The 15,189-nt window shown below is 59.6% G+C and carries 16 protein-coding genes; 4 read left to right on the top strand and 12 right to left on the bottom strand.

Annotated elements, in window-relative coordinates:
• Nucleotides 1-339: 339 nt before the first annotated feature.
• Together BGI27_RS12355 and BGI27_RS12350 are read right to left on the bottom strand one after the other, a co-directional pair.
• Complete coding sequence (locus tag BGI27_RS12355; protein WP_095525170.1) at nt 340-927, bottom strand: DUF1349 domain-containing protein; 588 nt, start codon at nt 925-927, stop codon at nt 340-342.
• 40 nt (nt 928-967) lie between these two features.
• On the bottom strand, nt 968-1,162 hold the full coding sequence (locus BGI27_RS12350) for a hypothetical protein (protein WP_095525169.1): 195 nt from the start codon (nt 1,160-1,162) through the stop codon (nt 968-970).
• 591 nt (nt 1,163-1,753) lie between these two features.
• Here BGI27_RS12350 and BGI27_RS12345 point away from each other — a divergent pair.
• Complete coding sequence (locus BGI27_RS12345) at nt 1,754-3,376, top strand: ABC-F family ATPase (protein ID WP_095525168.1); 1,623 nt, start codon at nt 1,754-1,756, stop codon at nt 3,374-3,376.
• A gap of 53 nt (nt 3,377-3,429) precedes the next feature.
• Here BGI27_RS12345 and queE read toward each other — a convergent pair whose 3' ends face one another.
• From queE to ybgC, 8 genes are all read right to left on the bottom strand, one after another.
• Nucleotides 3,430-4,089, bottom strand: a complete 660-nt coding sequence (gene queE, locus BGI27_RS12340) for a 7-carboxy-7-deazaguanine synthase QueE (protein WP_095525167.1) — start codon at nt 4,087-4,089, stop codon at nt 3,430-3,432.
• Complete coding sequence (ybgF, locus tag BGI27_RS12335) at nt 4,086-4,838, bottom strand: tol-pal system protein YbgF (RefSeq protein ID WP_223871784.1); 753 nt, start codon at nt 4,836-4,838, stop codon at nt 4,086-4,088. Before ybgF ends, queE begins: the two co-directional genes overlap by 4 nt.
• Before the next feature lie 121 nt (nt 4,839-4,959).
• A complete protein-coding gene (gene pal / locus BGI27_RS12330; RefSeq protein ID WP_095525166.1) occupies nt 4,960-5,520 on the bottom strand; it encodes a peptidoglycan-associated lipoprotein Pal in 561 nt (186 codons plus the stop codon).
• A 57-nt stretch (nt 5,521-5,577) separates the two neighbouring features.
• Nucleotides 5,578-6,858 carry a Tol-Pal system beta propeller repeat protein TolB gene (gene tolB, locus BGI27_RS12325; RefSeq protein ID WP_095525165.1) on the bottom strand — a complete coding sequence of 427 codons (1,281 nt, stop codon included), beginning with the start codon at nt 6,856-6,858 and terminating at the stop codon, nt 5,578-5,580.
• Nucleotides 6,859-6,874: 16 nt separating this feature from the next.
• Nucleotides 6,875-7,726, bottom strand: coding sequence for a TonB C-terminal domain-containing protein (locus tag BGI27_RS12320; protein WP_095525164.1), 852 nt, complete (start codon nt 7,724-7,726; stop codon nt 6,875-6,877).
• 3 nt (nt 7,727-7,729) lie between these two features.
• Nucleotides 7,730-8,137, bottom strand: a complete 408-nt coding sequence (locus BGI27_RS12315) for an ExbD/TolR family protein (RefSeq protein ID WP_095525163.1) — start codon at nt 8,135-8,137, stop codon at nt 7,730-7,732.
• Nucleotides 8,138-8,141: 4 nt separating this feature from the next.
• Nucleotides 8,142-8,819 carry a protein TolQ gene (tolQ, locus tag BGI27_RS12310; RefSeq protein WP_095525162.1) on the bottom strand — a complete coding sequence of 226 codons (678 nt, stop codon included), beginning with the start codon at nt 8,817-8,819 and terminating at the stop codon, nt 8,142-8,144.
• Nucleotides 8,816-9,247 (bottom strand): tol-pal system-associated acyl-CoA thioesterase, encoded by a 432-nt coding sequence (gene ybgC / locus BGI27_RS12305; protein WP_095525161.1) that lies wholly within the window; start codon nt 9,245-9,247, stop codon nt 8,816-8,818. The genes tolQ and ybgC overlap by 4 nt, the downstream gene beginning before the upstream one ends.
• A gap of 147 nt (nt 9,248-9,394) precedes the next feature.
• Here ybgC and dksA point away from each other — a divergent pair, with 147 nt between their 5' ends.
• From dksA to BGI27_RS12290, 3 genes are all read left to right on the top strand, one after another.
• Nucleotides 9,395-9,802, top strand: coding sequence for an RNA polymerase-binding protein DksA (gene dksA / locus BGI27_RS12300; RefSeq protein WP_095525160.1), 408 nt, complete (start codon nt 9,395-9,397; stop codon nt 9,800-9,802).
• A 127-nt stretch (nt 9,803-9,929) separates the two neighbouring features.
• Nucleotides 9,930-11,102 (top strand): STAS domain-containing protein, encoded by a 1,173-nt coding sequence (locus BGI27_RS12295; protein ID WP_095530372.1) that lies wholly within the window; start codon nt 9,930-9,932, stop codon nt 11,100-11,102.
• Between the two features lie 16 nt (nt 11,103-11,118).
• Nucleotides 11,119-11,991 carry an AEC family transporter gene (locus BGI27_RS12290; RefSeq protein WP_095525158.1) on the top strand — a complete coding sequence of 291 codons (873 nt, stop codon included), beginning with the start codon at nt 11,119-11,121 and terminating at the stop codon, nt 11,989-11,991.
• Between the two features lie 7 nt (nt 11,992-11,998).
• Here BGI27_RS12290 and BGI27_RS12285 read toward each other — a convergent pair whose 3' ends face one another.
• A complete protein-coding gene (locus BGI27_RS12285) occupies nt 11,999-13,447 on the bottom strand; it encodes a tetratricopeptide repeat protein (RefSeq protein WP_095525157.1) in 1,449 nt (482 codons plus the stop codon).
• A 116-nt stretch (nt 13,448-13,563) separates the two neighbouring features.
• Complete coding sequence (locus BGI27_RS12280; RefSeq protein ID WP_095525156.1) at nt 13,564-15,087, bottom strand: helicase HerA-like domain-containing protein; 1,524 nt, start codon at nt 15,085-15,087, stop codon at nt 13,564-13,566.
• Nucleotides 15,088-15,189: the final 102 nt, after the last annotated feature.

Here is a 15,189-nt window from a genome sequence, read left to right as displayed (position 1 = left end):
TGAAAAACAGTATTTCATGAAGCTCGGGGCTGTCTAGGAAACCCGGGGCGATTCAATGGTCCGCAGTGCTCTACTGCGGCACGGCTGCCAATTACAGCCAGCCAGGGGGCTTCCCCGAAGTCTCCTCCACGACCAAAACGGCCGTAAGTGAAAATCCTACATCATACCGGTAACATTTAAAAAGGCATTTCTTCGATAAAAATACTGAATTTACACCCGAAGCCGTAGGCAACAGAGAGGGAAGATGCATTGAGGCCATGCGGTAATAAAAAAACGGCGACCTGATGGTCGCCGTTGAAGCGCAGCCTGGATAACCAGGCTTTCCATGATTTTCCTTGATTACGGCTGTGTGATGGTGATGTTGGAGAACGTGATGGTCGCAACTCCCCCAGTGGCGGCGAAGACACCGACGCTTACGCTGTCAGGCAGCGCAGCAAAAGTGACCGGAGATGCACTGGTAAAAGTGCTGCCCTTATCCGTCGAGTAGGACAGCGTGACTACCAGACCTGTCCGGTTGAGCCGCAGTACCAGCGAGCCGTCAGTGGGCGTTACTGCGATGGCACTGGCAGCGGCAGGTCCCTTGCTGACACTGCCACTGACTGCAACCCTGCTTGCATAGATATAGCTATAGGAGCCCGCACTCAATACGCCAAAGGATGAATGCGCATAGACAGGAGCCACTGCCGAGTCCGTGGTGTCGCCCAACATGACGCCTGCACGATACTGATGAGAGGTGCTGGTTGTCATGCTGCCAGTCACATTGGCGACTGTAGCGGTGATTGTGAAGTCCCCGCTGATTGTCTGGCCTGCAAAAGCATAACCCTCCTTGGCGCTCTCGAATTTTCCTTTGTTGGTGGCCAGTTCAACAGTGCTGCCACTGATGGTCGCTGTGGTGTTCGTTGCCGCTGTACCGCCAGCAAATGTCAAGTTTTGCTGAGTAAAAGCAAGGGGGATACTGACGGAGCCACTACCTGAAGACGATGAGCTTGAGGTGCTCGACGATGAGGCGCTGGATGAGGCGCCCGTGCCATCGCTGCTCGACGAGCTCGACGAAGCCGGGGTCGAAGAGGACGCCGCGCTCGACGAGCTCCCCACCACCGCATGCGATGAGCAGGACGCTCAGCAGCAAAGCTGACGCCGCTGCCTTGGTTTGATGTTGCATTGAATGTCTCCTTGTACTTCCCATTGAAAGCTGACCGACCAGAAAGGTCGGGACTTCTTGGTGCTGTGTGGTGCCTCAGGATTCAGTGCCGAAGGCATCGCATGGTGTGTAGGTCGTGTGTGTGGTCCTTCCCGAAGCTATGCTTGACTTGAGTTGTTGCCGCGCTCTCAAAGGTGCTTCCGTTTGAGGGAAGTGCCTTGTGCAGTACGACGGCATTTGTTTGATTGCTTGTATTTCTTACATAGAACTCTCAAATTAGAGAATACCTGTGTAAGTGCAAATCTTATATCAATCACCTGGCATTTAAAAAGCTGTTTTGTTGGTTAAAGACCTTGGTCGGCCTTGGTGTCACTCTGTACGTCTGATGGAGTTGGGTGAGTGGTCTGAGCGTGGTGTGGTCGTCATGCCTGCGAGGGATAGTCGTCGCATAGCCCATTGCTTGGATCATCAGATCCGTGCCGGGCAGCCTATCTACTGGTGCTGCGCACGAGGCAACTGCCTGAGCTATCGGGGATTTTTGCGCTGCGCTAAAATCACGCTCTTTGCGGCCCCGGCATGTGCCGGGGCTTCGGTTTTTCAGGAAGGCCAGCTGTGCTTATCGCCAACAACATCACCATGCAGTTCGGGGCCAAGCCCCTGTTTGAGAACGTCTCGATCAAGTTCGGTGACGGCAACCGTTATGGCCTGATCGGCGCCAACGGCGCCGGCAAATCGACGTTCATGAAAATCCTGGCGGGAGTGCTCGAACCGTCCGCAGGCAATGTGGCACTGGATTCCGGTGAGCGCATGGCTTTCCTGCGCCAGGATCAGTTTGCCTATGAAGAGGTGCGTGTTCTGGACGTAGTGATGATGGGCCACGAGGAAATGTGGGCCTGCATGCGGGAGAAAGATGCGATCTACGCAAACCCCGAGGCTACGGAAGAAGACTACATGCACGCAGCCGAGCTGGAAGCGAAGTTTGCCGAGTACGACGGTTACACGGCCGAAGCGCGTGCTGGCGAGCTGCTGCTGGGGGTAGGCATTCCGACCGAGCAACACAATGGTCCGATGCGGGAGGTGGCGCCAGGCTGGAAGTTACGTGTGCTGCTGTGTCAGGCGCTGTTCGCGAATCCGGATATCCTGCTGCTCGATGAGCCGACCAACAACCTTGATATCAATACCATTCGTTGGCTGGAACACGTACTGAACAATCGCAACAGTACGATGATCATCATTTCCCATGATCGACACTTCCTGAATCAGGTGTGTACCCATATGGCGGATCTCGACTATGGGCGCATTCAGGTCTGGCCCGGCAACTGGGACGACTACACCGAGGCGTCGACGCAGGCCCGTGAGCGTCAGGCTGCGGCCAATCAGAAGGCCAAGGAGCGCGTACAGGAACTGCAGGAGTTCGTGCGGCGCTTTTCTGCGAACAAATCCAAGGCGCGCCAGGCGACCAGTCGTGCCAAACAGATCGAGAAGATCAAGATCGACGAATTCAAGCCATCCAGTCGCCAGTATCCGTGGATACGCTTCGATTTCGATGAGAAGGAGAAGCTGCATCGCCAGGCGGTGGAGATCGAGAATCTGTCGTTTGGCTATGAGGCTGAGCAGAGGATCATCGACAAGCTGACAGTTGCCTATGACGCAGGAGACCGCGTAGCGATCATCGGTGAAAACGGCGTCGGCAAGACGACTCTGATGAAGCTGCTGATGGGTGAATTGCAGCCAGGCAAAGGCAGCATCAAGTGGGCCGAAAAGGCGAAGCTGGGCTATTACGCCCAGGATCACGCTGCGGATTTTCAGGCCGCTGAAAGTCTGACCGACTGGATTTCAGGTTACGTACGTGAGGGGGGCTACGACGGTGATGATGCCGAAACGCTGATTCGTGGCACGCTCGGCCGTTTGCTGTTCAAGGGCGATGATGTGAAGAAGTCGGTCAAGGTGATCTCGGGGGGAGAGCAAGGGCGCATGCTGTTTGGGCGTTTGATGCTTCAACGCAAGAATGTGCTGTTGCTCGATGAGCCGACCAACCACCTTGATATGGAATCGATCGAGTCACTGAACTCCGGCTTGATGGACTTTACTGGGACGCTGTTCTTCGTTTCGCACGACCGCGAATTTGTTGATTCGCTGGCTACGCGGATTCTGGAAATCAAGGGAGACGGCAAGTTCGTGGATTATCGTGGAACCTATGAGGAATATCTGGCAAGCCAGGGTATCAACGACTGACGTTGATCCTGTGATTGACCGGTAATTAAAAAGGGCGCTTGAAGCGCCCTTTTTCATACTCCGGTGCGTTCGCCCCAGATGATGCGGTGCATCTGAAGCTGCATCCGGACTGCAAGGCGATCACGCAGAACCCATGCGGCAAGATCCTGAGGATCCAGCTTCCCCTGGACCGGGGAAACCAGCACAGAGCAACGTTCGCTGAGGCGATGGGTCGCGATCATTTCGCGCGCCCAGAGGTAATCAGCTTCGTCCGCCAGGACCATTTTGATTTCGTCGGCAAGGCCGATGTGGGCCAGGTTGGTCAGGCGGTTCTTGCTTACCTCCCCGGAGCCTGGTGCTTTGAGGTCCATGATCTTCGATACGCGAGGATCAACATCCGCCACGTCCAATGCTCCGCTGGTTTCCAGAGAAACCGAGTAGCCCGCGTCGCACAGTGCGGTCAGCAACACAAGGCAGCTTTTCTGCGCGAGTGGCTCGCCGCCGGTGACGCAGACATAGTGAGCACCATGACCGGCAACCTCCTGGAGCACGTCATCCAGCGTACGTATCTGGCCGCCAGTGAAGGCATATTCAGTGTCACACCAGACGCAGCGTAGTGGACATCCTGTGAGACGCACGAAGACGGTGGGCAGGCCGACGCGCGTTGACTCCCCTTGCAGGGAGTGGAAGATTTCGCTGATGCGTAACCGCGTGCTGGAACGGGGACTGCTCACTTCTTGAGCTTCGCTATCCGTTGTTTGGCCGTCTTCCCAGCATCGCTGGAAGGATACTTGGCGACCAGTTTGTCCAGCGTGGCGCGCGTAGACTTGTTGTCTCCGAGCTGCTGCTCTGCATCTGCCTGACCAAGCAATGCATCGGCGGCCAGAATGTCATCCGGCCATTGAGCGGATACCTTGGCGAAATACTCCTTGGCGCTCGCGAAATCCTGTGCCTGCAGCAATGCGGAACCTGCCCAGAAATGTGCTCCCGGCAGGAAGCTGCTCTTGGGCCAGTTCTTGATGAACTGTTTCAAGGCAATGATTGCATCCACATGCTTGCCGCTACGCAGAGTACCGATCGCTGCCTCGTACTCCTTGGCTTCCTGAGCAGGCTCCATCCCGGGCGCCGATTGGGTCGGGGTGGCGTTGAGTTGGGCGAGCACCGTCTCCAGCTTGCGCAGACGTGCATCAAGGTCGATATAGAAGTCTTTCTGACGCTTTTGGGCCAGATCACTGTCGTTGCGCAGAATCTCGACCTGCCCGCGAATCTCTGCGACTTCTTGCCGCAGACGCTCGAACTGGGCGTTGAGCATGATCTGGGAGCGTGCGTGAACTTCCTGTGTGGCTTCAAGCTTCTGCAAGCGTGCGTCGGTGCTTTGGCGTAGGTCTTCGACACGACGACGTGCTTCGTCGTCACCGAACAGTGCATGCGCCGGCAGTGAGGCAACAAGCAGGATGATCAGGCTGAGTGCGCGCAGGTTCACGATGCAATCTCCAAGGCCATGTGTTGATTGATGCCAGGCAATGGCAGGATGAAAAACGGCCCGAAGCGGCGGAAGGCCGCCGGCTCGGGCCGCAGGTTCAGCTCAGCAGGTCGGCTGTTGCTTACTTGAAGTCAGCAGCAGAATCCTTGCTGTTCTTGTAGAGGATGTCTGCACGGCGGTTTTCGGCCCAGGCGGCTTCGTCCTTGCCCAATGCACGGGGCTTGTCTTCACCCAGCGACACGGCTTCGATTTGAGCGTCAGTTGCGCCGATCAGCTTCAGGTTTTCCTTGACGGCTTCAGCACGCTTTTGGCCCAGCGCCAGGTTGTATTCACGCGAGCCACGTTCGTCGGTGTTGCCTTGGATCAGCGTGCGGTAGTCGGGGTTGGCCTTCAGGAAGCGACCATGAGCTTCAAGCAGGCTCCAGTAGTCGAGTTGGATATCGTACTTGTCGAACTCGAAGTACACGCTGCGCTTGGAGAGCAGGCTGTTCGGGTTGGTCAGGTTCGAAGGATCGAATGGGCCCGGCTTGGCAGCAGCGGGAGCGGCGGCAGGCTTGGCGGGAGCCGGCGCGGCAGGCGCGGCGGCGGGCTTGGCCGGTTCCACCGGAGCAGTGGTGGGCGTGGAGCTACAAGCAGCCAGCAGCAGGGCCAGCAGGGAGGTGATTACGAGCGACTTCTTCATGAGACTTTCTCCTGATCCGGGTTCTTTATGGGTAAAACAATCGCGGTACTACAGGTATTACTTTTCAAGCGGGCTCCAAGCCGGTTCACGCAGATCGCTATTGCGATCATTCAGTCTATAACGCGTGCGACCGTCAATGGAAACCACCGAAAGCACCCCACGACCGCCCATCTCTGTTGCATAGAGAATGGTGCGGCTGTCAGGTGCAAAACTGGGTGACTCATCCTGGGCCGAGTTGGTCAGGACCAGACTTTCCTGTGTTGCCAGATCCATTTTCGATATCTGGAACAGGCCGTCATTGCGCGACACATATACCAGAGTTTTGCCGTCCGGGGAAATGCGCGGAGTGACATTGTACGCTCCGTTGAAGCTTACGCGTTGCGCTTCCCCACCAGCCAGCGGCTGACGATAGATTTGTGGGCTACCCCCCCGGTCGGAAGTGAAATACAACATGCTTCCGTCAGGCGAAAAGAAAGGTTCCGTGTCGATCCCGCTGGAATTGGTGAGGCGACGCAGCCCGGAACCATTGGCATTCACCAGGTAGATCTGGGAATGGCCGTCGCGAGTGAGCGTCAGCGCCAGCTGCTGGCCGTCCGGCGACCAGGCGGGGGCCGAGTTCGAACCCTTGTAGTTGGCGAGTACGGTACGTGCGCCAGTGGCCAGCGTGCTGACATAGACCACCGGTTTCCGTTTTTCGAAGCTTACGTAGGCCAGCCGCTTGCCATCGGGCGACCAGGACAGCGAAATGATTGGCTCATTGAGGATCAGAGCCGGCACGGCATTCTCTCCGTCGTAGTCGGCGACCATGAGCTGGTAGCGACTGCCGCGCTTCTCGACGTATGCGATGCGTGTCGAGAAGTAGCCGCGTTGTCCGGTCAATTGCTCGTAGACCTTGTTGGCGATGTGATGGCCCAGTGCGCGTGCCTGGTTGTTCCGGACATTCACCTTGAGGACGAAGTACTCGCGTTGCCCACTGACGTCATGCAGGCGATAGCGCACTTCGAGCTGGCCGTCGGCGAGTGCGCTGATGCTGCCGACGAGCAGTGCCTCGCTGCCCAGCGAGCGCCAGGCAGGGTAATCCGGCGCCACATTCTCGACCGCCAGCAGACTGCCGGTGGGGATCAGGCGGAACAGGCCGGTGCGTTCGAGGTCCCGCTGGACGACCTCGCTGACGCTCTGATTGAGCAGACCTTCGCCTGCGAAGGGCGCGATGGTCACGGGGATGCGGTTTTCTCCCGTGCCGGAAATTTCGATGGTGAGTTGCGCTTGCGCCACACCATTCAGCAGCAAGGCTGCGATTGGGATAAGGATGCGGGCAAGGATGCGGGTCAGGGACATGAAGCTGGCCTCATTTTCAGCGCTGTTTGCAGTTTTTCGGGTCGAACTCGAAACGGTTGGGTTTGCCTACAGCCTCATCGGGAGGCTTGGGGAACGGTTCGGACGCAATGATCGCGCGCCGGATCATGTCATCCAGCGCCTCGCTGCCCGAGCTTTTTATGCGCACAGGTTCTCTCTTGATCAGCCCCACGGGCAGAAGTTCCACCTCGAAGACCGCCGTAGGACAGCCAGTGATGCCCGGAGGCAGCACACCCATGCGGCTGCGCACCCGTTCCTGTACCTGATGTTTCCAGCCTCCGAGCACGCCTTCGCGTTCTTCCAGCCCGCGGACATTGCTGACGACCGTGCTCTTGCGGGAGTTGTCCGCATTCAGCAAGGCCTCGGCGCGCGCATTCTCCAACCGCTGGTTTTCCTGTGCAAGCAGTTGCTGCATGCGATCAGGCTTGGCTGGTTCGGGCTTCGGCGCAGGCTTCTTCTCCGGCTGTGGTACGGGCTGCGATTGCGTCGGCTTGGGGGGCTCCTTGCGTGCGGGTTCCGGCTTTGGCGGCTCGGGCTTCGGCTCTTCCTTCTTTTGGGGGAGCGGCTTTTTTTCCGGGGCCTTCAGTTCGATGTCCGGCTTGGCAACAGGGGGCGGTGGAGGTTCGGGCCGTGGTTCCGGGCGAACGGGTTGGGGCGCTGGCGGTACAGGGGGAGCGGGTTGCGAAAGAGGGGGCAGGCTGGCTACGAGCTGTACCGCGACCGGGGCTTCTTCGCGGCGCTGCCATTGCACGCCGTAAAAGAGCAGCAGAAAAAGTCCGCCATGCATCAGTACGCTGAAGGCAGCGGAACTCCACTTGCCAGGTGCCGGGCGGTGCAGCAGGTGATTCATGCCTTACTTGCCCTGTTGCACCAGAAGCCCGACCCTGTCGATCTGGTTGGACTGCAGCCAGTTCATCAGATCCATCACGTCCTCGTAGCGGATGCTGCGGTCTGCGGCGATGACCACCGGTTGGCCTGGGTTCGCGGTGCGCGCGGTACGGATCTGGTCGACCAGTTCCTGGCGTCCGATCGTTGTTGTGGCAGCACCCTTGCTGCGGTCCTGCAGCTTCCAGCTGTTTCGGCCCTCCACCGTGACCACGAGCGGATCCTGTTTGGCTTGCGCGACGCGTTCCATGCTCGGCAGGTCCACGGTACCGCTGGGCACCATGTTGGCGGTGACCATGAAAATCACAAGCAATACCAGCATTACGTCGATGTAGGGCACGACGTTGATCTGGTTCATCATTCGGCGCTGACGCATGGGCTTATCTCAACTGGCGCTGGAGGATGTTGGAGAACTCCTCCATGAAGCTTTCGCAGCGGATGGACAGACGGTCGACCTCATGGATGTAGCGGTTGTAGGCCACTACGGCTGGAATTGCAGCAAACAGGCCGATCGCCGTGGCAACCAGTGCTTCGGCAATACCAGGAGCAACGTGCGAGAGTGTCGCCGCGCTGACATTGGATAGCCCCCGGAACGCATTCATGATGCCCCATACGGTACCGAACAGACCGACATAGGGGCTGACGGAGCCTACGGACGCCAGGAATGCGAGATGGGCCTCGAGATCGTCGATCTCGCGCTGGAAGGTTGCGCGCATGGCGCGGCGCGAACCGTTGATGATGTCGGATGCTTCAAGCCCTTTCTGACCGTGCAGCTTGGAGAATTCGCGAAACCCCGCCTCGAAGATGCGCCCCAATGGTCCGGCGTTGTCACGGTGCAGGGAGGTTTCGCGGAACAGCTGAACGAGATCGCTGCCGCTCCAGAATTGTTGTTCGAATGTGCCGGTGGCTTCACGGGCGCCACGGATGGCCAAACCCTTGCGGAAAATCCAGTACCAGGAGGTGAGGGATACGGCCATCAGCAGACCCATGACGATCTGGACGACCAGACTGGCTTCAAGGATCAGGGACAGGATGGACAAGTCTTGCGAGACAGTCATGCTTCGCTTTCGAATAGGGTTCGCAGAAATTCGGGGATGCGCGCCGGGCGGCGGCGATTCCAGTCGATGCAGGCGATCGTGACCCGGGCGTGAAACAGACAATCTTCACCGCGCATCACCTGCTGGTCGAACAACAGACTGGCCGCGCCGATGGATTGAACGGTCGAAATGACCTGGAGTTCGTCGTCAAGTTCCGCCGGGCGCAGATAGTCTGCCTCGACGCGTGAAACCACGAAGACCAGGTCGTGCCGGGTGCGCAGGTCACGCTGATCGATACCCAGCGCGCGCAGCCGTTCGGTGCGTGCCCGCTCGCAGAATCGAAGGTAGTTTGCGTAGTAGACGATCCCTGCAGCATCCGTGTCTTCGTAATACACCCGGACCGGCCAGCTGGACGAGCGGGGCGCTACAGTATTGAGATTCGGAGCCATCCTGCTATTGTACCGCCCCGGATCGTGCTGCCGATAGGTCAGGCGAAGCCCGGGAAGTAGTGCAATACTGTGTATCAATACTGTAAGGCTGACTGAGGCGGTTTGCCCGGTTGGATTCAGCCGAATTACTTATGGAGGAGTGTTTCCATGGCGTTGACTGAAGCCGCACTGCTGGCGATGCCTGAGTCGGATTACATGAATGCGGAGCAACTGGCTTTCTTCCGCGAGCGTTTGGCCACCATGCGCGATGAGCTGCAGCTCAAGGTTGATGAGACCGTAGAGCACATGCGCGAGCAAGAAGCCGTTGCCGATCCGGCCGATCGCGCGACTGTGGAGGAAGAGCACGCGCTGGAGCTGCGCACCCGTGACCGGGAACGTAAATTGCTGAAAAAAATCGAGCAGGCGCTGGCGCGTATCAATGATGAATCCTATGGCTACTGCGAGGAAACGGGAGAGCCCATCGGGCTGGCCCGCTTGCTTGCACGGCCCACGGCTACGCTGTCGGTCGAGGCGCAAGCGCGTCGCGAACGCATGCAGAAGATGTTTGCGGACTGAGCTGGTCGTTGCTCTCGCGTGGGCTCCGGAGCGCAGACATTGTTCCGGGGCACGCGGTATGCTATTGAGAGCATCTGGTCCGGCGTTTTGCTGCATGTCGGGCCTTTCCGGTTCAATCGAGTAAGCGATGGCACTCCCCTTTTTTGGAAAAAAGCCGGCCGGTGGTGATCAAGCCGAGTCTTCCCGCCCAGGTAGCAAGACAGGGCGCGGTGAAGTAACAACCTCCCTGGAATTCACGCAACTGGGCGATATGGGCGCGCTGGCTGCTGCTGCCGGCAAGATCCTGGTCGCCGAAGAGCTTGCCGAGGACGTCGCAGTCATCGAAGAAGCTGCGGTGTTGTTCGCCAACGCTAATGATGGCGCGGCTCAGGCCGTACTGGATGAGGCTGTCGAAGGGGCTGGCCGCGGTTCCGAGCAACTCTGGCGCATGCTTTTCGATCTGCTTCGGGTTACCGGAGACAAGGCTGCATTCGACTCGCGTAGCGTGCGCTATGCCCAGCTGTTCGAGAAGTCTCCACCGGTCTGGGATCAGGCCGAGCCTGCCCAGGCTGGTAGCGCTCCACGCGAAGCCGCGCCGGCAGTCAATCTGAGCGGCAACCTGTCCGGCAATGCGCGTTCGCAATTCGAGCAACTGGTGCGCATTGGCGCCAAATTGGGCAAATTGCGTGTGGATCTATCCCGCCTGCGCGGCATTGATGATGCCGGAGCCAGCCTTTTCAGCGAGACTTTGCAGTCCCTGCGCCAGGGTAAGGTGAAGGTTGCCATTCTGGGGGCCGAGCATGCCTTGCGTCTGATCGAACCGATGCTCAAGGTTGGTGAGCCCGAAGGGCGGCCGTTCTGGTTGTGCGCGCTGGCCATGTTGCAGCAGATTGGCGACGAGGCGCGCTTCGAAGACATGGCAGTAAATTTTGCTGTGACATTCGAAGAATCGCCTTCCTCCTGGGAGCCCCAGCAGGATGCCGTGAGTCTCACGGATTCCAGCAGTCTGCCGCTGCGGCATGAGGATGTGCCGGCGCCTGTGCGCAAGGGATTCGTGATGGAAGGTGTCGTGGGCGGAGCGCAGCCAGAAGTGCTACGAGCCTTGTCGGCCTACGCCTCCGAGCATCAACAGATCGAGATTGATGCTTCGCAGCTCAAGCGCCTGGAATTCGTCAGCGCAGGTGCGTTGTTCAATCAACTCGCGCAGCTGCAGAGTCAGGGCAAGCAGACCATGATTCGCGCTCCCAACGAGATGGTGGCGGCGCTGATGCGGGTCATGGGGATAGACCAGGTGGCCCGGATCGAGGCACGCAAGTTCTGAGCATGTGACTGCCTGAATGCTCGAACGCATCGTAGCAATCCTGTTTCCTGTGTTCGCCATCCCGGCGATAGGTTTTCTGGTCGCACGCCGTCAGGCGGTCGACATGCGCCAGATCAACCGCCTGATCGCCGATGTATTCGTGCCTGCGCTGGTCTTCAGCGCATTGGCTGGGCGGGATTTCCACATCTTCGAATATCGCTGGCTGGCCTTGGCCATGCTGCTGGTGACCATTGGCTGCGGTGTCGCGGGCCATCCGCTGGCGCGATCGGTCGATGTCTCGCCGAAGACCTTGATCCCGCCGATGATGTTTTCCAACTCAGTGAACCTCGGCGTCCCGGTCGCCGTGCTGGCCTTCGGTGAGCAGGCGCTGCAACCTGCCATCGTGTTGTTTCTGATTTCATCCCTGCTGCACTACTCCTACGGTTTGTGGCTGCTCGATCACCATGCGCGCATCGCACAGATGTGGCGGGTGCCCTCGCTGCTTGTCATGCTGGCGGGCATTGCGGTGTCATTGATGGAAGTCCAGGTCTGGGAGCCGGCCGTGACGGCACTGCGTCTGCTGGGAGACATCTGTATCCCCCTGATGCTGTTTGCGCTCGGCGTGCGCATGACCGACATTTCGTTCCAGGGCTGGAAGTTGGGAGTCATCACCGGCCTGGCAAGGCCGGCAGCGGGCATGCTGCTGTCGGCACTGGTGGCGTGGCTGCTGGGGCTGCAGGGGTTTCAGGCGGCTTTGCTGGTCATCTATGGCGCGATGCCGCCGGCGGTCATGAACTACATCTTTGCCGAGCGTTACCAGCAGGAGCCGGATCGGGTCGCCTCGGTGGTTCTGCTGGGCAATCTGCTGTCCCTGTTCGTATTGCCGCTGGCACTTGCCCTCACGCTGTGAGGCGTACTCAGGCCGGCGATGAGCGGGTGTCACTGCGTGCGCCACGCATGCGTGAGATCAGTTCGCGCATCTTCAGGGCTTCCGGCGCGCGTGCATGCTGTGGATAGCGGTTGCACAAGGTGATCAGGAAACGCTCGGCAAGTTCGTCCTGCCCCAGGTCTTCACAGAGGATGCGGGCGCAGAGGAAATAAACCTCGGGGATGAGTGGGTGGTGGCGGAAAGCCTTGTCGAAGCCATTGAGTATCTTCATCGCCAGCCTGGGATCCCGTTCCGCATGAGCCACCTCGGCCAGCCGCAGCACCTGTGCCGCATCCTCCAGACGGAACTCCGGATTGCGTTCATGGCAGCGTTTCCAGGTTTCCAGCGCGGCCGACCGATGCTCGCGGCGCAATAGCAGGGGAATCAGGCGGTGGCTGTGATTGAGCAGACGATCATCCTTGCCCGCAAGGTGCAGCAGCCGGTTGTAACGTTCCTGGGCGGCAACGTCATCCGGCGCCAGGCGCTGGGCTTCATAGGCGATATGCACTGCTGCACCGATATCGCCCGCCGCGATCAAGCTTGCGATCCGTGAGGAGTCCTCCGTCTGCTGATCGTCCCTGGCGGTCTGCTTGCCACGTCCTTGCGGGGCTACTTCCAGTCCAAGTGCCTCGTGATACTGATAGAGCACGTAGCCCAGCATGTTGAAGGCGATCAGGGTGAAGTGCATCGCCACGGCGGTGATCACCCAGATCGCGCCTGCCAGGGTCGGCTTAATGGAGGGAAAGAATGTACGAATGCCCTCCATGGCGCTTTCGAAGGCCGCGGCGTCCTGTGTCTGATACGCCTGCCCCGCTGCAGCCTGCAGGGCCTGCCACTCGAGCAGGAGTGGCAGCAGCTTGGCTTCGCCGATCTTCAGGATCAGGAACATCTGGCTTGCCGAAAGGCAGAAAAGAAAGATGCATAGCAGGGCATAGGGTTTGCCGACGCCGCTGATGATGCTCCAGGCTGCCGCGGGATTCAGACCCGTACCGAGGCTTCGACTGACGACCAGTGCCATCAGTGCCGCGGGGGTGATGACGGTCAGTGCGAAGTTGGTCAGCATGCCCGGGGTTTCACCCAGCGCGCCGGTGATCACCCCGACCAGGATGCCCGGGGCTAGGAACAAGACCATGATCTTGTAAGGCATGTGAGCCAGCGTGTCGTCCGGCAACGGGGAATAGTCTGAAATGGACAGGCGGCCCAATGAGGTTTCGTGCAGTACCCGACTGCCGAATCGCAGCAGGAAGACCCAGGACAGCAGGGATAGCCCTGCGATCAGGACGACCAGTGCCGACGGTGAGCGGCCAAAGGCTCCGATTGCCGGGACGGCTGCGAATACCAGGACGCGCCACAAGGCCGAGGCTTGCAGCGGGAAAAGGAAGAAACGCGGTACGCGAGCCCAGAATGGCGCAATCGCGAGTTTGGAAGATCCGGCCACGGGGCGCTCCGTATGCGGTAGGAATCAGGCAGGCGGATTATGCCTCGACCTGGTGCGATGACCATGCTGTGCCGCTGGCGGTCAGCGCCTTGTCCATCGCTGCCAGCCGTGCCCCTTCAACGTCGTCGGCCCCCCAGGATGGAGCCCAGAACGCCGCGCACGATTTCGCGTCCGATGGCGTTGCTGATGGTACGGGTCATCGATTTGGCGGCCATCTGCGCCAGACCGTCATATTGCCCACCGCGCGGGCCTGTGCGGCCGAAAAGGATGCCGCTCAGACCATCCATCACACCGCCTTCGCCGGATTTTGCCGTGCGGGTGTCGTCGTGTGAAACCGTGGGCGTGGGTTGCACCGCTTCCGCCGTGCTCAGACCTTGCAATTTCTCGAAGGCCGATTCGCGATCCAGGGCCTCTTCGTAGGCGCCATACACCAGGGAGCCGTTGATGGTGGCATTTCGCTCGTCGGCTGTCAGCGGCCCCAGGCGCGAAACCGGTGGCAGCACGAAAGCACGCTGAACGATTTCCGGCGTGCCTTTGGCATCGAGGAAGGAGAGCAGCGCTTCGCCGACGCCCAGCTCGGTGATCGCAGCCTCGGTACTGAATGCCGGATTGGCGCGCATGGTCTCGGCCGCCACGCGTACCGCCTTCTGATCGCGTGGTGTGAAGGCGCGCAATGCGTGCTGCACCCGGTTGCCAAGCTGACCGAGCACTTTTTCGGGGACATCGAGCGGGTTCTGTGTCACGAAGTACACGCCCACTCCCTTGGAGCGGATCAGGCGGACGACCTGCTCGATCTTTTCCAGCAGGGCATCTGGCGCTTCGTTGAAAAGCAGGTGAGCCTCATCGAAGAAGAACACCAGCTTGGGTTTGTCGAGATCGCCCGCTTCGGGCAGGTGTTCGAACAGTTCGGCCAGCAGCCACAGCAGGAAACTGGCGTAGAGCTTGGGAGCGTTGTAGAGCTTGTCCGCAGCGAGGATGTTGAGCACGCCGCGCCCGTCGGCATCGGTTTGCAGCAGGTCCATGATGTTGAGCATGGGCTCGCCGAAGAAACGGTCCCCGCCCTGGGATTCCAGTGTCAGCAGCCCGCGCTGGATGGCGCCGACGCTGGCTGTCGAGACGTTGCCATAGCGGGTGCCCAGTTCGCGCGCATGTTCGCCGACCCATTGCACCATCGCCCGCAGATCCTTGAGGTCGAGTAGCAGCAGACCATTGTCGTCGGCCACCTTGAACACGATCTGTAGCACGCCTGCCTGCGTCTCGTTGAGCGACAGCAGGCGGCTGATCAGTAGCGGTCCCATGTCGGAGATCGTGGCGCGTACCGGATGCCCCTGTTCGCCAAAGACATCCCACAGGGTGACGGTGTATTTCGCCGGCTCCCAGTTGTCCACGCCCAGTGCCGCGAGGCGTTCCTGCAGGCGTGGCGTGAGTTCCCCCTTGGCGCCCAGGCCCGAGAGGTCGCCCTTCACGTCGGCCATGAACACCGGTACGCCGATATCGGAGAAGGATTCGGCCAGCTTCTGCAGTGTGACCGTCTTGCCGGTGCCGGTAGCCCCGGTGATCAGACCGTGGCGATTGGCAAGCCGGGGCAGGAGAGCGATATCGGTTTGATTGTTGTGAGCGATGACGAGAGGCGAGGACATGGAATGGCTCCGGGCGAGGTGCTGCGTCGGGAGCCATATTCTGCCGTGCCGGTATAGCCTGTGTGCAGGATGGAAGGGAAAAAAGGCCCGGGCGCAGCAGCA

The sequence above is a fragment of the Candidatus Dactylopiibacterium carminicum genome, from assembly GCF_014736495.1.
Classification (GTDB): Bacteria; Pseudomonadota; Gammaproteobacteria; order Burkholderiales; family Rhodocyclaceae; genus Uliginosibacterium; species Uliginosibacterium carminicum.
Note: the sequence above shows the minus strand (reverse complement) of the source record. Positions and strands in the feature narration are given on the sequence as shown.

Coding starts and splice junctions, on each gene's coding strand:
- BGI27_RS12350 (WP_095525169.1), bottom strand. CDS start 1,162: ATGCAACATCAAACCAAGGCAGCGGCGTCAGCTTTGCTGCTGAGCGTC.
- pal (WP_095525166.1), bottom strand. CDS start 5,520: ATGAAGAAGTCGCTCGTAATCACCTCCCTGCTGGCCCTGCTGCTGGCT.
- tolB (WP_095525165.1), bottom strand. CDS start 6,858: ATGTCCCTGACCCGCATCCTTGCCCGCATCCTTATCCCAATCGCAGCC.
- BGI27_RS12320 (WP_095525164.1), bottom strand. CDS start 7,726: ATGAATCACCTGCTGCACCGCCCGGCACCTGGCAAGTGGAGTTCCGCT.
- BGI27_RS12315 (WP_095525163.1), bottom strand. CDS start 8,137: ATGCGTCAGCGCCGAATGATGAACCAGATCAACGTCGTGCCCTACATC.
- tolQ (WP_095525162.1), bottom strand. CDS start 8,819: ATGACTGTCTCGCAAGACTTGTCCATCCTGTCCCTGATCCTTGAAGCC.
- ybgC (WP_095525161.1), bottom strand. CDS start 9,247: ATGGCTCCGAATCTCAATACTGTAGCGCCCCGCTCGTCCAGCTGGCCG.
- dksA (WP_095525160.1), top strand. CDS start 9,395: ATGGCGTTGACTGAAGCCGCACTGCTGGCGATGCCTGAGTCGGATTAC.
- BGI27_RS12295 (WP_095530372.1), top strand. CDS start 9,930: ATGGCACTCCCCTTTTTTGGAAAAAAGCCGGCCGGTGGTGATCAAGCC.
- BGI27_RS12290 (WP_095525158.1), top strand. CDS start 11,119: ATGCTCGAACGCATCGTAGCAATCCTGTTTCCTGTGTTCGCCATCCCG.
- BGI27_RS12280 (WP_095525156.1), bottom strand. CDS start 15,087: ATGTCCTCGCCTCTCGTCATCGCTCACAACAATCAAACCGATATCGCT.